13 protein-coding genes are annotated in these 15,294 nt (G+C 44.7%); 5 read left to right on the top strand and 8 right to left on the bottom strand.

Annotation, left to right across the window (positions count from 1 at the left end):
- Positions 1–18: 18 nt before the first annotated feature.
- Entirely contained in the window at positions 19–1,659 is a 1,641-nt protein-coding gene (groL, locus tag D891_RS0107345; protein ID WP_025270478.1) for a chaperonin GroEL, read from the bottom strand.
- 27 nt (positions 1,660–1,686) lie between these two features.
- Positions 1,687–1,953 carry a co-chaperone GroES gene (locus tag D891_RS0107340; RefSeq protein ID WP_025270477.1) on the bottom strand — a complete coding sequence of 89 codons (267 nt, stop codon included), beginning with the start codon at positions 1,951–1,953 and terminating at the stop codon, positions 1,687–1,689.
- 252 nt (positions 1,954–2,205) lie between these two features.
- Between D891_RS0107340 and rpsT the strand changes: the two genes are divergently transcribed.
- The gene (gene rpsT / locus D891_RS0107335; protein ID WP_025270476.1) at positions 2,206–2,484 is read left to right on the top strand and encodes a 30S ribosomal protein S20; all 279 of its coding nucleotides are present in this window, start codon (positions 2,206–2,208) and stop codon (positions 2,482–2,484) included.
- Between the two features lie 25 nt (positions 2,485–2,509).
- Here rpsT and D891_RS0107330 read toward each other — a convergent pair whose 3' ends face one another.
- The 6 genes from D891_RS0107330 to D891_RS0107305 all read right to left on the bottom strand — a co-directional run bounded on the left by D891_RS0107330 (position 2,510) and on the right by D891_RS0107305 (position 10,025).
- The gene (locus D891_RS0107330; RefSeq protein ID WP_025270475.1) at positions 2,510–4,540 is read right to left on the bottom strand and encodes a phospholipase D family protein; all 2,031 of its coding nucleotides are present in this window, start codon (positions 4,538–4,540) and stop codon (positions 2,510–2,512) included.
- Between the two features lie 84 nt (positions 4,541–4,624).
- A complete protein-coding gene (locus D891_RS0107325; protein WP_025270474.1) occupies positions 4,625–5,605 on the bottom strand; it encodes an ABC transporter ATP-binding protein in 981 nt (326 codons plus the stop codon).
- A complete protein-coding gene (locus tag D891_RS0107320; RefSeq protein WP_025270473.1) occupies positions 5,602–6,561 on the bottom strand; it encodes an ABC transporter ATP-binding protein in 960 nt (319 codons plus the stop codon). Before D891_RS0107320 ends, D891_RS0107325 begins: the two co-directional genes overlap by 4 nt.
- Positions 6,562–7,443, bottom strand: a complete 882-nt coding sequence (locus D891_RS0107315) for an ABC transporter permease (RefSeq protein ID WP_156919089.1) — start codon at positions 7,441–7,443, stop codon at positions 6,562–6,564.
- Between the two features lie 3 nt (positions 7,444–7,446).
- Complete coding sequence (locus D891_RS0107310; RefSeq protein ID WP_025270471.1) at positions 7,447–8,451, bottom strand: ABC transporter permease; 1,005 nt, start codon at positions 8,449–8,451, stop codon at positions 7,447–7,449.
- A 47-nt stretch (positions 8,452–8,498) separates the two neighbouring features.
- A complete protein-coding gene (locus D891_RS0107305) occupies positions 8,499–10,025 on the bottom strand; it encodes an ABC transporter substrate-binding protein (protein ID WP_025270470.1) in 1,527 nt (508 codons plus the stop codon).
- A 146-nt stretch (positions 10,026–10,171) separates the two neighbouring features.
- Here D891_RS0107305 and D891_RS0107300 point away from each other — a divergent pair, with 146 nt between their 5' ends.
- The 4 genes from D891_RS0107300 to D891_RS0107285 all read left to right on the top strand — a co-directional run bounded on the left by D891_RS0107300 (position 10,172) and on the right by D891_RS0107285 (position 15,289).
- Positions 10,172–11,527: an aminopeptidase P family protein gene (locus D891_RS0107300; RefSeq protein WP_025270469.1), complete on the top strand. Its 1,356-nt coding sequence runs from the start codon at positions 10,172–10,174 to the stop codon at positions 11,525–11,527.
- Positions 11,528–11,541: 14 nt separating this feature from the next.
- The gene (locus D891_RS0107295) at positions 11,542–12,177 is read left to right on the top strand and encodes a hypothetical protein (RefSeq protein WP_156919081.1); all 636 of its coding nucleotides are present in this window, start codon (positions 11,542–11,544) and stop codon (positions 12,175–12,177) included.
- Between the two features lie 77 nt (positions 12,178–12,254).
- On the top strand, positions 12,255–13,463 hold the full coding sequence (locus D891_RS0107290) for a molybdopterin molybdotransferase MoeA (RefSeq protein ID WP_025270467.1): 1,209 nt from the start codon (positions 12,255–12,257) through the stop codon (positions 13,461–13,463).
- A gap of 17 nt (positions 13,464–13,480) precedes the next feature.
- Entirely contained in the window at positions 13,481–15,289 is a 1,809-nt protein-coding gene (locus tag D891_RS0107285; protein ID WP_025270466.1) for an aldehyde ferredoxin oxidoreductase family protein, read from the top strand.
- The last annotated feature ends 5 nt before the right edge of the window (positions 15,290–15,294 follow it).

The raw sequence follows: 15,294 nt of genomic DNA, 5'->3' as shown, positions 1-15,294 counted from the left end.
TTTGGAGAAGGCGGGATTTTAATACATACCAGCGCCACCGGCAGCACCAGCCATTGCCCTGTCTTCTTTCTCCCTCTCTTTTGGATCGTCTGTGATGAGTGTTTCTGTTGTTAGCATCAAGCCTGCAACAGAAGCGGCGTTCTGTATTGCCGTTCTTTCAACCTTTGTTGGGTCGATGATGCCCTTTTCGAACATGTTGACAAACTCACCGTTCCTTGCATCGAACCCATAGGAGATGTCGTTGTTCTCTCTTATCTTGTTTATTATGATGGAGCCCTCAAATCCTGCATTGCTTGCTATTACCTTTGCAGGCTCCTCCAAAACCTTCTTGATTATCTTTATACCGATATCCTGATCGTCGTTCTCGCCCTTTACGCCCTCCAATGCTGCCTGGCACCTTAGAAGGGCTGTTCCACCACCAGGAACAATACCCTCTTCAACGGCAGCCTTTGTAGCGTTCAGTGCGTCCTCGACCCTGGCCTTCTTCTCCTTCATCTCTGTCTCGGTTGCAGCACCTACCTTGATGATGGCAACGCCACCGGCCAATTTTGCCTTTCTCTCTCTTAGTTTCTCTTTGTCGTATTCGCTTGTGGACTGCTCTATCTGTGCATCTATCTGTTTAATCCTTGCCTCTATATCCTCTTTGGAGCCAAAGCCATCAACGATTGTTGTGTTCTCCTTGTCAACGATGATCTTTTTGGCCCTTCCAAGAACATCCAGATCAACATTGTCAAACTTCATACCGGTCTCTTCGCTGATTACCTGGCCGCCTGTTAGAATTGCTATGTCCCTGAGCATCTCTTTCCTTCTGTCACCGAAGCCAGGAGCCTTTACTGCGCAGCACTGCAGTGTTCCCCTTAACTTGTTGACAACGAGCGTTGCCAAAGCCTCGCCCTCAACCTCTTCAGCAATTACCAGGAATGGCCTGCCTGTTTTTGCGATCTTTTCCACAAGTGGCAAGAACTCCTGCATAGAGCTTACCTTCTTGTCTGTGATTACGATGAAGGCATCCTCAAGCTCGGCAATCATCTTGTCTGGGTTTGTTACAAAATATGGAGACAGATAACCCCTGTCGAACCTCATACCCTCAACAAGCTCCAATGTTGTCTCTGTGCCCTTTGCTTCCTCAACAGTTATAACGCCGTTCTTGCCGACTTTGTCCATTGCCTCGGCGATTATCTCACCGATCTCCCTGTCGTTGTTTGCAGATATTGTGCCGACCTCTGCAATCTGCTTCTTCTCCGTTACCTCTTTGGAGATCTTCTTTAGCTCCTCAACAACCTTCTCGACGGCTTTATCAATACCCCTCTTTATCTCAATTGGGTTTGCACCGGCTGTAACATTCCTCAAGCCCTCTCTATATATAGCCCTTGCCAATACCGTAGCCGTTGTTGTACCATCACCTGCCACATCGCTTGTCTTGGATGCAACCTCTTTAACAAGCTGAGCACCCATGTTCTCATACGGGTCTTTAAGCTCTATCTCCCTTGCAACGGTAACACCGTCCTTTGTTATTGTTGGGCTACCGAACCTCCTGTCGATAACAACATTCCTACCCCTTGGACCCATTGTTACGGCTACTGCATCGGCGAGCTTATTAACACCCTTCATTATTGCTTCTCTTGCGCTATCACCAAACTCCAAGATCTTTGCTGTCATTTGCTCTCACCTCCCTTCGCGAATTTTTTAGTCAACGAACTTTGCCAATACTTCGTCTTCTTTGAGTATTACATACCTTTTGTCATCCAACTTGATCTCGTTTCCGGCATACTTCTCAAATACGATTACATCGCCCTTTTTTACGGTTTCAACATCCTCGCCTACCTCAACAACCTTACCCTGCTGAGGCTTCTCTTTGGCTGTGTCTGGAATGATGATTCCGCTTTCTGTCTTCTGCTCTAAATCCTGTGGCTCAACCAGGATTCTGTCCATCAGGGGTTTCAATGTTGCCATCGTCCCACCTCCTTTTATTTTTTGTTAGCACTCATCCCTCTCGAGTGCTAACAATACTCCTTTTTTTGCTTTTTTCAAGTTAGAATATCTCAATTTATTAAAAAATAAGACAAAATATTGAAAAATATAAAAAAATAGTATGGCTTTTCTATATTTTTTACACTCAAGTGGCCATCGCAATTAAAAAATTTGACTTTGGATGACCTTTGTGGTAATAGTTTCAAGCTAATTAAACAGGAAGGAGGTTGGCAAGTGGCTAATCACAAGTCTGCTGAGAAGAGGGCAAGACAGAACAAGAAGAGATACATGAGGAATAAGGCCTACAGGACCAGGCTTAAGAATGTTTTGAAGAAAACAAGAACCATGATAGATACAGAAACAGATAAGGCTGCAATTGAGGCTCAATTGAAAGAGGCTGAGAGGGTCATCAGAAAGATCTGCACCAAAGGTGTAATACATCAGAACAAGGCATCCCGCTTGATCTCCCGCCTGTATGAGAGATACCATAAAAAATTAGCGCAGGCCTCTTAAAGCAAGGGGCGTGCGCTAATTTAGGTTAGGATTTAAACAGGTTACCTATCCTTTCAAAGAAGTTTTGCTTTTTATTTAGCTCAATAAAGTCGAAGAACTTATCCTTATCCAGCACCAATACGACGCTATCTTCCAATACCACTCCTATATCCAAAAACTTCTTTGCCTTTTCCTTTTCCAATCTATCACCGTTAAACACGATGGTTGGATCAACGATGACCATGTTCTTTTGAATCTTAAATCCATCGCGCTTTGTTTGAAAGAGGTTTCTCCACATGAAGCTCCCTCTGTGGTAGTAATCAAGCAATGGCTTGTCGATAAAATAGTCTGGCTTATCTATCCCAGCAATCTTGAAATACTCCTTAAAGATCTGTCTTGTTAGATTTAGATAATCCCCATCTTTTACCACATCCTCTTCATTTTTTATAAGTTGAGAAAACTTAAAAGAGAAATCCTTAAACAGCGAGTCGTCTATGTCTTCTATAACGGCGCTAAAGTAATCATCCGTTTGTGATTTCTGTGTTTTATCGAAGGGCTTGTTTATCTGAAGATAGTAAATCCTCCTGATTATCTGCATGTTTGCGTTGAATTCCGTGTTTGTTGTGGCTATTAAGCAGGGATGCTTGCCAGTTAATGAGTTTGTTATACTCTTTACAAAGCTTTCACCTTTTGTTGCTGAGGCTGCTGAGCTTGTGAAGTAATCCTTTGTTATCTCATCAATCAAAATGGGAAAGATGTTCTCTGAGAAGAAATAATCCCTGACATTTGCCGGTTTGATGTCTGTGTTGTAGTGGAAGTATCTGCCCTGAGTGCCGAGTAGTCTGCTTATGAACTCAAGCAGGTGTGTTTTGCCCGTCCAGGCCTGCCCAGCAATTACCAAAAACGGTGGTATGTCTGACAGTGCCGTATCCCTGCCCTTGTTTTTTGCGTGTATCTCCCTGATTTTCCACAGAAAGGGTGATGAGAATGCATACAGTATTGCCTCAAAGACCCGCTGTTTTGAATATAGTTTTTTGCTGCCAATGGTGAACTTCTCATACGCCTCAACAAACATATCGATCTTCTTTATAAACCTTGTTATTCTCTCTTCATCAATGGGTTCCGAATAGCGCTCAAATGTATCGGTATCGCTAAAGCCTATATAGAGCAGATCGTCCGTTTCGTTATAGACTATCTCCCTTCTTAGATCCAGTTCGTCCGATCTTCTGCTTAGGCGCGTTATCTTTACCGATATGAGCTGCTGCTTTTTGGGTACCTCTCTTGGTGAAATCAGTGCGATGCCGTTTTTTGTCTTCTTTGTCAGCGTGTTTATTATATCCTTGCTGTTCTTTAGGTATTCTTTTTTGTATTCTATCGTGTCTGTCTCTATGTTTGCTTCACTTATGAGTTCTTCAATCGCCTGCGATGAGACGCCAACGACACTCAGCTTGCTTAGGTTTTCCTTTAATAGATCCAGTGCTGTTTCTGTGGAGAAGACATTTATCGTGGGTTTGGCTTCTTTTTTTATTCTTTCTGGCACATAGTCGATGGATTCAGACCATATCTGTTCAAATCTTGTTTCCATCAATTTCACTATGTTTGGATTGTGATCCCTATCGTATGCTATGATCTCCTCAAACTGATTCTTGTTGGATAGGGCCTTTTGAGTTAGGTTGGCAGAGCCAAAGACAGCCCGAGTGTTGCTGTTGTTTTTTAAAATGAATAGTTTTGAATGTGTTGTTATGCCCAATTTTGAATATCTGATCTGTATTTCGTCGTTTCTGATTTTCTCTATTGCCTCATCTGGTAAGGATTTAAAGAACTCATGCTGAGGCTCGGGGTTGATTAAATTGAACTTATCGTTGATGTCGTTATCCTCTATGCCGATAATCAATCTGACCCTTTGGAATTTATGCTTCAGAACAAAGTCAAAGAAGAACCTGGGCGATGAAACAAAGGTGATTGCCCAGAAGTCATCGAAACCCTCAAACAGCTTGTCTATCTTTCCCTCGAAGGGTTCATCGTTGAGGATGGTGTTTAGATATTTGACCTTTTTAGCAGTTCTCAGTATGTCCATTTTCTATCTTAATTAGTTTGGTTCTAAACATGCTCCATTATATAGTTTTGTCTGTTGTGTGGCAAACAAAAATCCAGTAGGGGGTTAGACAATGTGGCAGGCGACCAGTCTGCCGCCGACATCCCTTAGTTTGGGTTCCTGCTCTTTGCAAATATCCTTGGCAAATGGGCATCGTGGATGAAATCTGCAGCCTTTGGGTATGTTGGTGGCTGAGGGTATCTCGCCTTTGGGCATGAGCTTTTTTCTTTTTACATTTGGGTCGGGTATAGGCACAGCGCTCATGAGTATCTGGGTGTATGGGTGGAGTGGATTGGTAAACAACTCCCTGGTTTCGGCCATCTCGACGATCTTGCCCAAATACATAACACCGATTCTGTTGCATATGTATTTAGCGCTTGCCAAATCGTGGGTAATAAACAGATAGGTTAGGCCAAATTCCTCTTTTATATCTATCATGAGCTTCAGTATTTGAGACCTTACAGAGACATCCAGCATAGCCGTTGGCTCATCTGCCACGATGAACTTTGGGTTTGTGATTAGGGCCCTTGCTATTACGACCCTCTGTCTCTGGCCTCCGGATAGGTGTTTTGGGTATCTGTTGAAGAACTCCCTGGCAGGTATTAAGTTAACCTTTTCAAAGATCGAAAGGACCCTTTCCCTTTGTTCTGTCTTTGAGCCGATGTTGTGGATCTCAAGCGGGTGGGATACGATTTTCCCTATCTTCATGTATGGGTTCAGGCTTGCCATGGGATCCTGGAATATTATCTGAAAATCCCTTCTTGCTTTTCTTAGACTGTTTTTGGATAGACCCAAAAGGTCGTATCCATCAAATGTAATTTTGCCCGATGTGGGCTCAATTAGCCTTAAGACGGTGCGCCCCATGGTTGTTTTACCGCTGCCCGATTCGCCCACTATGCCGAGGGTTTCGCCTTTGTTTATCTGAAAGGAGACATCGTCAACAGCCTTAACGGTTGGCGCATCCTTTTTAAAGAGGGCCTCAATCCACGGGCGCTTTAGTTTGAACTCTTTTCTTAGATTCTCAACCTTCAGGAGTGTTTCGCTCATTTCTTATCACCGTATAACCAGCATTTTACCCTTCTGTTGCCCATCTGTATGGTGGGAGGCTCTTCTTGTTTGCAAATATCCTTGGCAAATGGGCATCGTGGGTGAAACCTGCAGCCCTGCGGTGGATTCTTTAGATCCGGCAGGCTTCCGGCTATATGCTTTAGCTCCATATCGTCTATCTTTACATTGGGGATGGACTCAAGCAACAACTGCGTATAGGGGTGTAACGGCTTGTTGTAAAGCTCCAAAACGGTTGCATACTCAACCATCCATCCGGCATACATTACAGCCACCTTTTCTGCCAATTCTGCCACTATGCCCATATCGTGTGTTATAAGCATTATGGACATGCGTCTTGTCTTTTTTAGTTCCTTTAGAACCTGCATGATCTGTTCCTGAACCACAACATCTAAAGAGGTTGTGGGCTCATCGGCTATTAAAAGCTTGGGTTTTAGCGAGATGGCTATTGCTATCATAACCCTCTGTCTCATACCGCCTGAAAATTCAAACGGATAGTTATCGAGCCTTGAGGGGTCAACACCCACAGAGAGCAATGCTTCGCTTGCAATCTTGACCATCTCCTCTTTTGTCATCTTTGGATAGTGCACCTTGAACAACTCAAAGAAGTGGTCCCTTATGCGCATTATGGGGTTTAGACTCGTCATGGGGTCTTGAAATATCATGGATATGTCTTTGCCCCTGATTCTTCTTATATCTTCTGCGCTTAGTCTTAGAATGTCTTTGCCTTCAAAGATTATCTTACCTGTTAGCCTGGCATTTTGAGGCGATAGTCTCATGATGGCCGTGCCAAGTGTTGATTTTCCACACCCCGACTCGCCAACTATGCCCAAACTCTCCTGTTCGTTTATATCTAAATTTAGGCCTGCAACGGCGCTTAAGCTGCCGCTTCTTGTCTGGTATTCTATCCTTAGGTCTTTGATTTTTACCAGAGCCATCTATCTCTTTTCTCCTATGTTGGGATTGAAGTATTCGTTTAGGCCCTCTGCAAACATACTAAAGCCCAAAACAATCAGGATAATTGCAATTCCGGGAAAGAAGCTCATCCACCAGTTGTTGGATATGAGGAATTGCTGACCGTTTGCCAGATCATACCCCCAATCGGGTGTTGGCGGTGTAATACCCAAACCCAAGAAGCTCAAACCGGCTTCGGTCATAATGGCATCGGCTATGTTCATAGATAGGACAACAATGATCGATGGCAAGACATTGGGCAGTATGTATTTGAATATTATTGTTGATGTTTTTGCGCCAATGGAGTATGCCCCCTCCACATAGAGCTCCGACTTTACGCTTACAACCTGACTTCTTATAACCCTGTAATAAGTTGGTATGTAAACAACTGCAATCGATAGAGATATGTTTATAATACCGGGCCCTAAGACAGCTGCTATGGCGATGGCCAAGATTAGGCCGGGGAATGTATAGACAGAGTCCATTATCATGGTTAGGATTCTATCCAGTACGCCGCCTGAATAACCTGCAACAAGGCCTAACGGTATGCCCACAACAGAGGCTATAAGCGTAGCTATAAATGCAATTATTAGAGCCATTCTTGAGCCGTAAATGAAGCGGGAGAACACATCATACCCCATGTTGTCTGTGCCCATTATATGGTGAATATTGGGGGCCATTAACGGCGTTCCAGACGGTTCTGTTGGGCTGTATGGTGCAATTAATGGGGCGAATATGGCCATTAGTATGAAGATTAGAAGGATGGTAAGCCCGGCAAAGGCCATGATGCCTGAGGAATCTCCAAGAAGGTTTTTTACAAAAGAGGAGATCCGTGAGGAGACCATCTGATTTGAGTTTTCTACCATCAACTAATACCTCACCCGTGGATTGATCCAGGCATTTATGACATCAACGAGTATGCTGATGATAGCGACAAATATAGCAAAGAATACGATTGTTCCCTGAATAGCGGGAAAATCCCTTGCATGTATCCTTGATACTAAATAACTCCCTATGCCGGGCCAGGAGAATGTGACCTCCGTTAAGACGGCGCCACCCAACAGGAGGGCAAACTGCAACCCCATTATGGTCAATATAGGTGGCAGGGCGTTTTTTAATGCATGCTTAAATAGCACCGTTTTTTCCTTCACACCCCTTGCCCTTGCCGCCACGACAAACTGTTGCGACAGCGTAAGAACAACATTGGCCCTGACCATGCGGACAAATATACTGGATATGACAACCCCAAGGGTTATCGATGGCAGTATTAGGTGGTTTAAGGAGTCTTTTAAGACATCCCACTGACCGTTTATTATCGCATCGACCACATACATGCCTGTATATGTCTTATCCGGTGTCATAAACGGGCTTGCCTCACCCGATACGGGAAGCCAATGCAGCCAGACGCCAAAGACGAGTTGAAGCATAAGGCCGAACCAGAAAACGGGAAATGAATAGACAAAGATCGAGTATATCCTTGCCGAGACATCTATCGGCTTGCCTAAGTTGTATGCTGCATAGGTGCCATAGAATATACCGATAAGAACAGCCACTATCATGGCAAAGATGGTAAGCTCAAGCGTTGCAGGAAACTTCTGCATAAGTTCTTTAATAACGGGCATGCCTGTAACGGTGGACTCCCCGAACTTACCCTGTGCTATATTTTTTAGGTAATTGACATACTGCACCAAGATAGGCTTATCAAGCCCCATCTTGTGTTCCATCTCTTTGACCACCTCAGGTGGAGCTTTGGGTCCCAACATGGCAAGCACCGGGTTGCCCGGAAGAACCCTCAAAACGAAGAAGACGATGGTTAAGATGATTAAGACCATTGGGATGGATAAGCCTATCCTGGTTAAAACGTAAGACTTCACGGCGCAAAACTCCTTAAAATCAAAGGGAGGGCACTCTGGCCCTTCCCTTATTTTTTGCGGATGAGATAGTATCTAAATATCTGCAGCGGGTCAAGTAAAACACCCTCGATGTTGGGTTTTAATACAACCCTCTGTTTCCCCTGGAACAGTGGGATATAAGGCGCATCCTGTGCCATTATCTGTTGAACCTGCTCATAGACCTTAGCCCTTTCTTTAACATCGGTAAGCTTTCTGGCCTTAAGGAGGAGCTCATCAACCTTCTTGTTGGAGTAGAAACAACCCATTTGTGGGCTTGCGCTTGTTGCTAAGAATGGCCACATGTAATCATCCGGGTCAAAGTAATCCGGATACCATCCAAGCAGGAACATACCCATAACGCCCTTTGTCCAGTAATCGATGTATGTTGCCCACTCTGCCGATTTGAGCTGGCATTTTACAAGCCCCGTGGCCTCAAGCTGGTTTTTGATTGTTAGGGCAACGGCGGCCTCTGTGGAACCGTAATGGCTTGGGCTGTACCATAGGGTTATCTTTAGAGGGTTTGTTTTGGAATAGCCCAACGATTTGAGTATCTCTATGGCCTTTTTCTGGTTATAGTGCGGCATTACGGGTTTGTGTCCCCACATGCCTTCAGGGATGAGCGTATAAAGGGGCGAGACCTGTCCGTTAAATACATCGTTTATGATCTGGGCCCTGTTTATAGCGTATGCAAAGGCCTTCCTGATCTTTTTGTTGTCAAACGGTTTCTGTTTTACATTGAATACGACCTCCCTGATGAAGGGGCTTGGGCCTATCATGGTTTTGAAGTTCTTGTTTTTCTTTATCTGGTTGAACTGCTGAGGCAGAAGTGTTCTGTAAGCTATATCCACCTCTTTGTTTAGTAATGCTATATAGAGGGCATTTGCATTCCTGTATAGCTTAATTAGAACGATCGGCGTTTTTGCCTTTTCACCGTGGTAGTTAGGGTTTCTTACCAGCTCTATCTGCTGGCCCCTTACCCATTTTTTGACCATGTATGGGCCGCTTGATACGGGAAGGCCGTTGTAGAATGCATTGTCTTTGTAAACCTTTGGATCGACCGGGAAGGATACGGGGAATGCCAGTATGTTTATAAAGGGTGCAAATGCATACTTTAAGTGGATCTTAAACTCCCTGTCGTTTACCACCTCAACATCCTTTACTATGTCAGACAACAAAAACGATGGCTCACCCTTTAGCTTGATAACCCTTTCGATGGAGAACTTAAAGGCCTCTGCGTTGATGGGATCGCCGTTTGAGAACTTCAGGTTCTTCTTAAGCCAGAAGGTATAGGTTAGACCGTCCTTTGATACCTCCCATTTCTGGGCCAATCCCGGTACTATCTTGGCTGTGCCCGGGACATACTTAACCAGACCCTCCATCAGGTTTTGAAGGATGTTGTCCGATAGATAATCGTATGCCTTGGCCGGATCCAGTGATGAGACCTTGTCTGTTGTGCCTATGATGATGTAATCCTTCTGGGATATGGCTTTTGCCTGCGGCAGACTGATGCCAAAGGCTACAACCAATAGCAGAAGCAACTTAAACAAACGCTTCATACCAAACCTCCTAAAACAATTTTTTCACAAAAAAATATCACATTTTAGACTAAATGTCATTAAATTTTTTATACTTTTTTTGTTTATTAATATTGATTTTTGTTATTCTGAATGGTAATCTTTTCAGAAAACGGAAAGGGGCTGTTATGTTTGAAAAAGAGGTCTATATCAAAAGGAGGTCAGAGCTAAAAAGGGCATTGGGTAGGGGTGTTGCTGTCTTTTTTGGTAATCACGAGGTTGCTATTAATTACCCCTCAAACACATACAGGTTCAGGCAGGATAGCTCTTTTCTTTACTATTTTGGAATAGATAGGCCCGGACTTGTTGGTGTGATAGATGTGGATAAGGATAACGATTTTGTATTTGGCGATGATATTGATGATGAAGATGTAATATGGATGGGTGATATAGGCACCATTTACGATGAGGCTTTAAAAAGCGGCTTGTGCTGCATTAAGCCCCTCTCTGAGATGTACGGTTATTTCAGGGATGTTATTAAGTCAAAGAGAGAGGTTATGTTTCTGCCGCAATACAGGTTTAAGAACATGATAGTTATCGAGGAGGTTTTGGGTATAAAACCCCAGACGGTGAACGGCTATGCCTCACTTAAGCTTATAAGGGCCGTTGCAGAGCAGAGGCTGAAAAAATCAGAAGAGGAGATAGAGCAGATAAAAAAGGCCATCAACATAAGCAAGGGCATGTATGAGATTGCATTTGACAAAGTAAGAGAGGGGATTACAGAGAGCCAGCTGCTTGCAGAATGCGAGGCCTATGCTATAGAAAACGGTGTCTGGCTCTCCTTTCCGACTATCTTGACAAAAAGGGGCGATATTCTTCATAACACAAGACACGATGGCGTTTTGAATAGGGGCGATCTTGTTGTGATGGATTCTGGTGTTGAGACAGAGCTTCACTATGCAAGCGATATAACCAGAACGATACCCGTTGGAAATATGAGCCGGCTTCAGAAGGATATCTACGATATAGTGGACAGTGCACAAAGGAGCGCAATAGCAAAAGCTAAAGAGGGCGTCAGGTTTCTGGATGTCCATCTTGAATCTGCAAGGGTTATAGCAGAGGGCATGAAGGGTTTGGGCTTTTTTAGGGGCAGTATAGACGGTATTGTTGAGAGTGGCGCCTATGCCGTTGTTTACCTCCACGGCGTTGGCCACCCCCTGGGTTTGGATGTGCACGACCTTGAGGGGTTGGGCGAGGATTATGTGGGCTATTCGGATAGCATAAAGAGGTCGAATAAGTTTGGCCTTAGGTATCTGAGATTTGCAAAACAGTTGAAAGAGGGGTATGTTATGACTGTTGAGCCGGGTATATACTTCATCTCGGCATTGATAGAAAAATGGCATAACCATCAGAGATTCTCCGATTTTGTTGATTACGATGCGCTGAAGGGGATGATAGGTTTTGGAGGCATAAGGTTGGAGGATGATGTGTTAATAAAAAGGGAGGGTGCCGAGGTCTTATCTAAAGATGTGAGGCGTTTCTGAGTATGGAGTGGGGTATGCTTAAGAGGGTTGTAATAATTGCAGTTGCTTTTCTTTGGCTTGTTCCCTTTAGGGGCTCTGCCTGCAAGTGGTATTTCAATATGGTCAACGACCCACACAAACAGGCTCGATGCTATGCCGTATTCGGCAAGTCAATCAAGATAGTTAAGCAATTAGATGATAGCAGGGCATTGGCAGATATCTATATGCCCTCTAACGGTCGCCGTGTTGTGGTTTTGATTGAACCTTACTGTGATATTGAGCCCTCGGCGCTGTATAGACTTACCTATAAAGGTGTATATAGGGATAAGAAAAACACCAAGGGCTTGATTGCCAGATTTGGAATTAGAAAGGTGGGGGATCTTGGCGGCCATCTGGATAAACCCCAGAGGTTTGTTGTCTGCACTCGTAAGGATTCTTACTGTCGTTGCGGTTATTTTTCCCGCCTCTTGCCTGCTGTGGATGGTAATCTTGAGGTTGAGAAATACATAAAAAGGGGTGAAGGTGAATTTATTAGGGTGGATTACAAGATAGGTTTAAGGGATGTGTGTCTGATAATGGGCATCCACTCAAGCGGCTGCAATATCCTATTTAGGGATCCATCCATAGACAACACCAGCCTGAAAAATCTTAAATATACCTACTGCGATTAACATTTCTTGATTAAATTCCTTGAAAAATACTTAAATTAATCTTAAAATACTTAAAATTTAAGGGGAGGTTAGTAAGGGTGATAACGCCTCTTGATGCATTGAGGGTTGTGCTGGATAACATTGAGCCTATAGGTGAGGAGCTTGTTGGTGTTTTTGGGGCCACAGGCAGGGTGGTAAGCAGGCCTATAAAATCGCTAAGAACCTTGCCACCTTACGATGATGCCGCAATGGACGGTTATGCAGTTAGGTTTGAGGACATCAAGGAGATACCGGCGCAGCTAAAGCTAAAGGGAACGATAAAGGCGGGCGATAGCGTTAAGTCTTTAGAGGTAAAAGAGGGTGAATGTTATAGGGTAATGACCGGTGCGGCCCTGCCTAAAGGTGCCGATACGATTGTTGAGTTTGAGATAACAGAACAAGAGGATGGGTTTGTAAGGGTAATAAAGCCCAAAAGCAAGGGCTCCAATGTAAGGTTTAAGGGAGAGGATATAAATTACGGTGATGCTATAGACTTTACAGGGGAGGTTGTAACGCCGTATAGGCTCTCCAGAATAGTCTCCACGGGCAATGTATTTGTGCCTGTCTATAAAAAGCCGTCCGTTTGCGTAATATCGACGGGTGATGAGCTTATTCATTTGGGCGATCCAAAAGAGGGTATAGTGGACTCAAACAGCTTCTTTGTAAAGTCCCTGCTTGGGCAGTTTGGTATAGATGTTAGTTATCTGGGTATATCAAAGGACAGAAGCGACGATTTTATCCAGAAGATGCACTCTGCTTGTGAGTTTGACATAATCATAACCACAGCCGGTATATCCTTTGGTGATTACGATGTGGTCACGAATTCTGAGAAGGAACTAAACATAGAGTGGTTTTTTAAGTATGTAAAGCAAAAACCGGGAAAACCGTTTGCCTTCGGTAGGCTAAAGAATAGCCTTGTCTTTTCATTCCCGGGCAATCCCGTATCCACGGCGTTCTGTTCGTTTTTTTATCTTATCCCTGCCATAAAGAAGATGCTGGGCTATAAAAAGTATCAGCATCAATACTTCAAAGCCACGCTAACGAAGCCGTTGAACAAAAGGAACAACAGGGTGCACTTCAATCGCGTTAAGGTGGAGCTTAAAGATGGAAGGTTCTATGCGACACCATTTGAGGCTCAAGGGTCCAATATCATCGAGTCCATAGCCCAATGCAACGGCTTCACCATGATAGAGCAGGATAGGCTTGGCAGGATAGATGCAGGGGAGGAGGTTGTGGTATTTCTGTATGATTATGAGTTTTTGTTTTAAAAATTTTGGAGGTGTGTATGAGCAACGACATTCTAACGGTAAAGGCTTTGAGGGTTAATCTATCAACAGGTCAAATCAAGGAGGAGATAATCGACGGGGAGCTGGTAAAGAAATACTTAGGCGGCAGGGGGCTTGCAAGCAAGATACTTTTGGATGAGATAGACCCATCTATTGATCCGTTGAGCCAGGAGAATAAGCTGATCTTTGCAAACGGTCTCTTAACGGGAACCGCCGTTCCGACCGCTGGAAGGTATATGGTTGTGACCAAGGGTCCTTTGACCGGCACCATCGCATCGAGCAACTCCGGTGGTTTCTTTGGAGCCGAATTGAGAAAGGCGGGTTGGAGTCTGGTTATTATTGAGGGCAAGGCCGATAAACCGGTTTATATCTCAATAAGGGATAGCAAGGTTGAGATAAAGGACGCAACCCATCTGTGGGGTAAGGATACACACAAGACCACCGATATGCTCCTTGAGGAGTTTGGCGATGATAAGGCCAGGGTCGCCTGCATAGGGCCTGCTGGTGAGAGGCTGGTTAAGTTTGCAGCCATCATAAACGATAAGGCGAGGGCAGCAGGAAGGACAGGCGTGGGGGCTGTGATGGGCAGCAAGAACCTAAAGGCCATTGTTGTCAGGGGTTCTGAGAGGATAGAAGTGCTGGATAAGGCAACATTTATGGAGGCCATTAAATCGAAGGTGGATATTATCAGGAAGAATCCGATAACGGGAGAGGGGCTGCCGAAGCTTGGAACCAAGGTGCTGGATAGCATAATAAACCAGAGCGGATTGTATCCTACAAAGAACTTCCAGTTTGGAACATTTGAATATACGGAAGAGGTTAACGGTGAGGCGCTGGTTAACAAGGGGTATTTGAAGGATAACAAGGCGTGCTATGCCTGCCCGATAGGCTGTGGAAGGGATGTTGAGCTTCCAACAGGCAAGAAGGGTGAAGGGCCTGAATATGAGTCCGGCTGGGCGTTTGGCGCAGATTGCGGCGTGAAGGATTTGATAGCCGTTACCGAGGCCAATTTTATGTGTAATGAGCTTGGCCTTGATACAATCTCTGCAGGCACAACAATTGCAGCTGCTATGGAGATGTATGAGAAGGGGTATATACCGAAGGAGGATTTGGAAAACGGCCCAGAGCTTAACTTCGGCAGCAGCGAGGCGATTATTTATTATCTTAAGAAGATAGCATACAGAGAGGGGCTTGGGGATAAATTGGCCGAGGGTTCATACAGGTTCTGTGAATCGTACGGCCATCCGGAGATCTCCATGACGGTCAAGAGGCAGGAGTTGCCCGCATACGATCCAAGGGGTGCTCAGGGCCATGCTTTGGAGTATGCCACAAGCAACAGGGGCGGCTGTCATGTCAGGGGATACATGATATCGCCTGAGATATTGGGTGTTCCGCAGAAACTCGACCCTCAGACGGTCGAAGGGAAGGCCGGATGGGTTAAGATATTCCAGGATTTAACAGCGGTTATCGATTCTGCGGGTCTTTGCCTGTTTAGTTCTTTTGCCTTGAGTGCAGACGATTATACAGAACTCATCAATGCAGGGACGGGCTTTGGCCTTTCCACCGATGAGGTGTTGAAGATAGGCGAAAGGATCTGGAACTTGGAGAGGTATTTCAACTATAAAGCCGGCATATTGCCATCAGAGGATAGGTTGCCCGATAGGTTTAAAGAGCCTCTGCCTGATGGTGCACAGAAGGGCTCCTTTGCCCATTACGAGGAGCTTCTGCCTGAGTATTACTCAGCAAGGGGATGGAGTAGGGATGGAATTATACCTCAAGAGAAGCTTAAAGAGCTTGAGATTGCCTAAAAAAC

The sequence above is a fragment of the Hippea sp. KM1 genome (genome assembly GCF_000526195.1).
GTDB lineage: Bacteria > Campylobacterota_A > Desulfurellia > Desulfurellales > Hippeaceae > Hippea.
Note: the sequence above shows the minus strand (reverse complement) of the source record. Positions and strands in the feature narration are given on the sequence as shown.

Bases quoted from the DNA above. Each gene is read 5' to 3' on its own strand.
- groL (WP_025270478.1), bottom strand. From the start codon at position 1,659: ATGACAGCAAAGATCTTGGAGTTTGGTGATAGCGCAAGAGAAGCAATA.
- D891_RS0107340 (WP_025270477.1), bottom strand. From the start codon at position 1,953: ATGGCAACATTGAAACCCCTGATGGACAGAATCCTGGTTGAGCCACAG.
- D891_RS0107330 (WP_025270475.1), bottom strand. From the start codon at position 4,540: ATGGACATACTGAGAACTGCTAAAAAGGTCAAATATCTAAACACCATC.
- D891_RS0107325 (WP_025270474.1), bottom strand. From the start codon at position 5,605: ATGAGCGAAACACTCCTGAAGGTTGAGAATCTAAGAAAAGAGTTCAAA.
- D891_RS0107320 (WP_025270473.1), bottom strand. From the start codon at position 6,561: ATGGCTCTGGTAAAAATCAAAGACCTAAGGATAGAATACCAGACAAGA.
- D891_RS0107315 (WP_156919089.1), bottom strand. From the start codon at position 7,443: ATGGTAGAAAACTCAAATCAGATGGTCTCCTCACGGATCTCCTCTTTT.
- D891_RS0107305 (WP_025270470.1), bottom strand. From the start codon at position 10,025: ATGAAGCGTTTGTTTAAGTTGCTTCTGCTATTGGTTGTAGCCTTTGGC.
- D891_RS0107300 (WP_025270469.1), top strand. From the start codon at position 10,172: ATGTTTGAAAAAGAGGTCTATATCAAAAGGAGGTCAGAGCTAAAAAGG.
- D891_RS0107295 (WP_156919081.1), top strand. From the start codon at position 11,542: ATGCTTAAGAGGGTTGTAATAATTGCAGTTGCTTTTCTTTGGCTTGTT.
- D891_RS0107285 (WP_025270466.1), top strand. From the start codon at position 13,481: ATGAGCAACGACATTCTAACGGTAAAGGCTTTGAGGGTTAATCTATCA.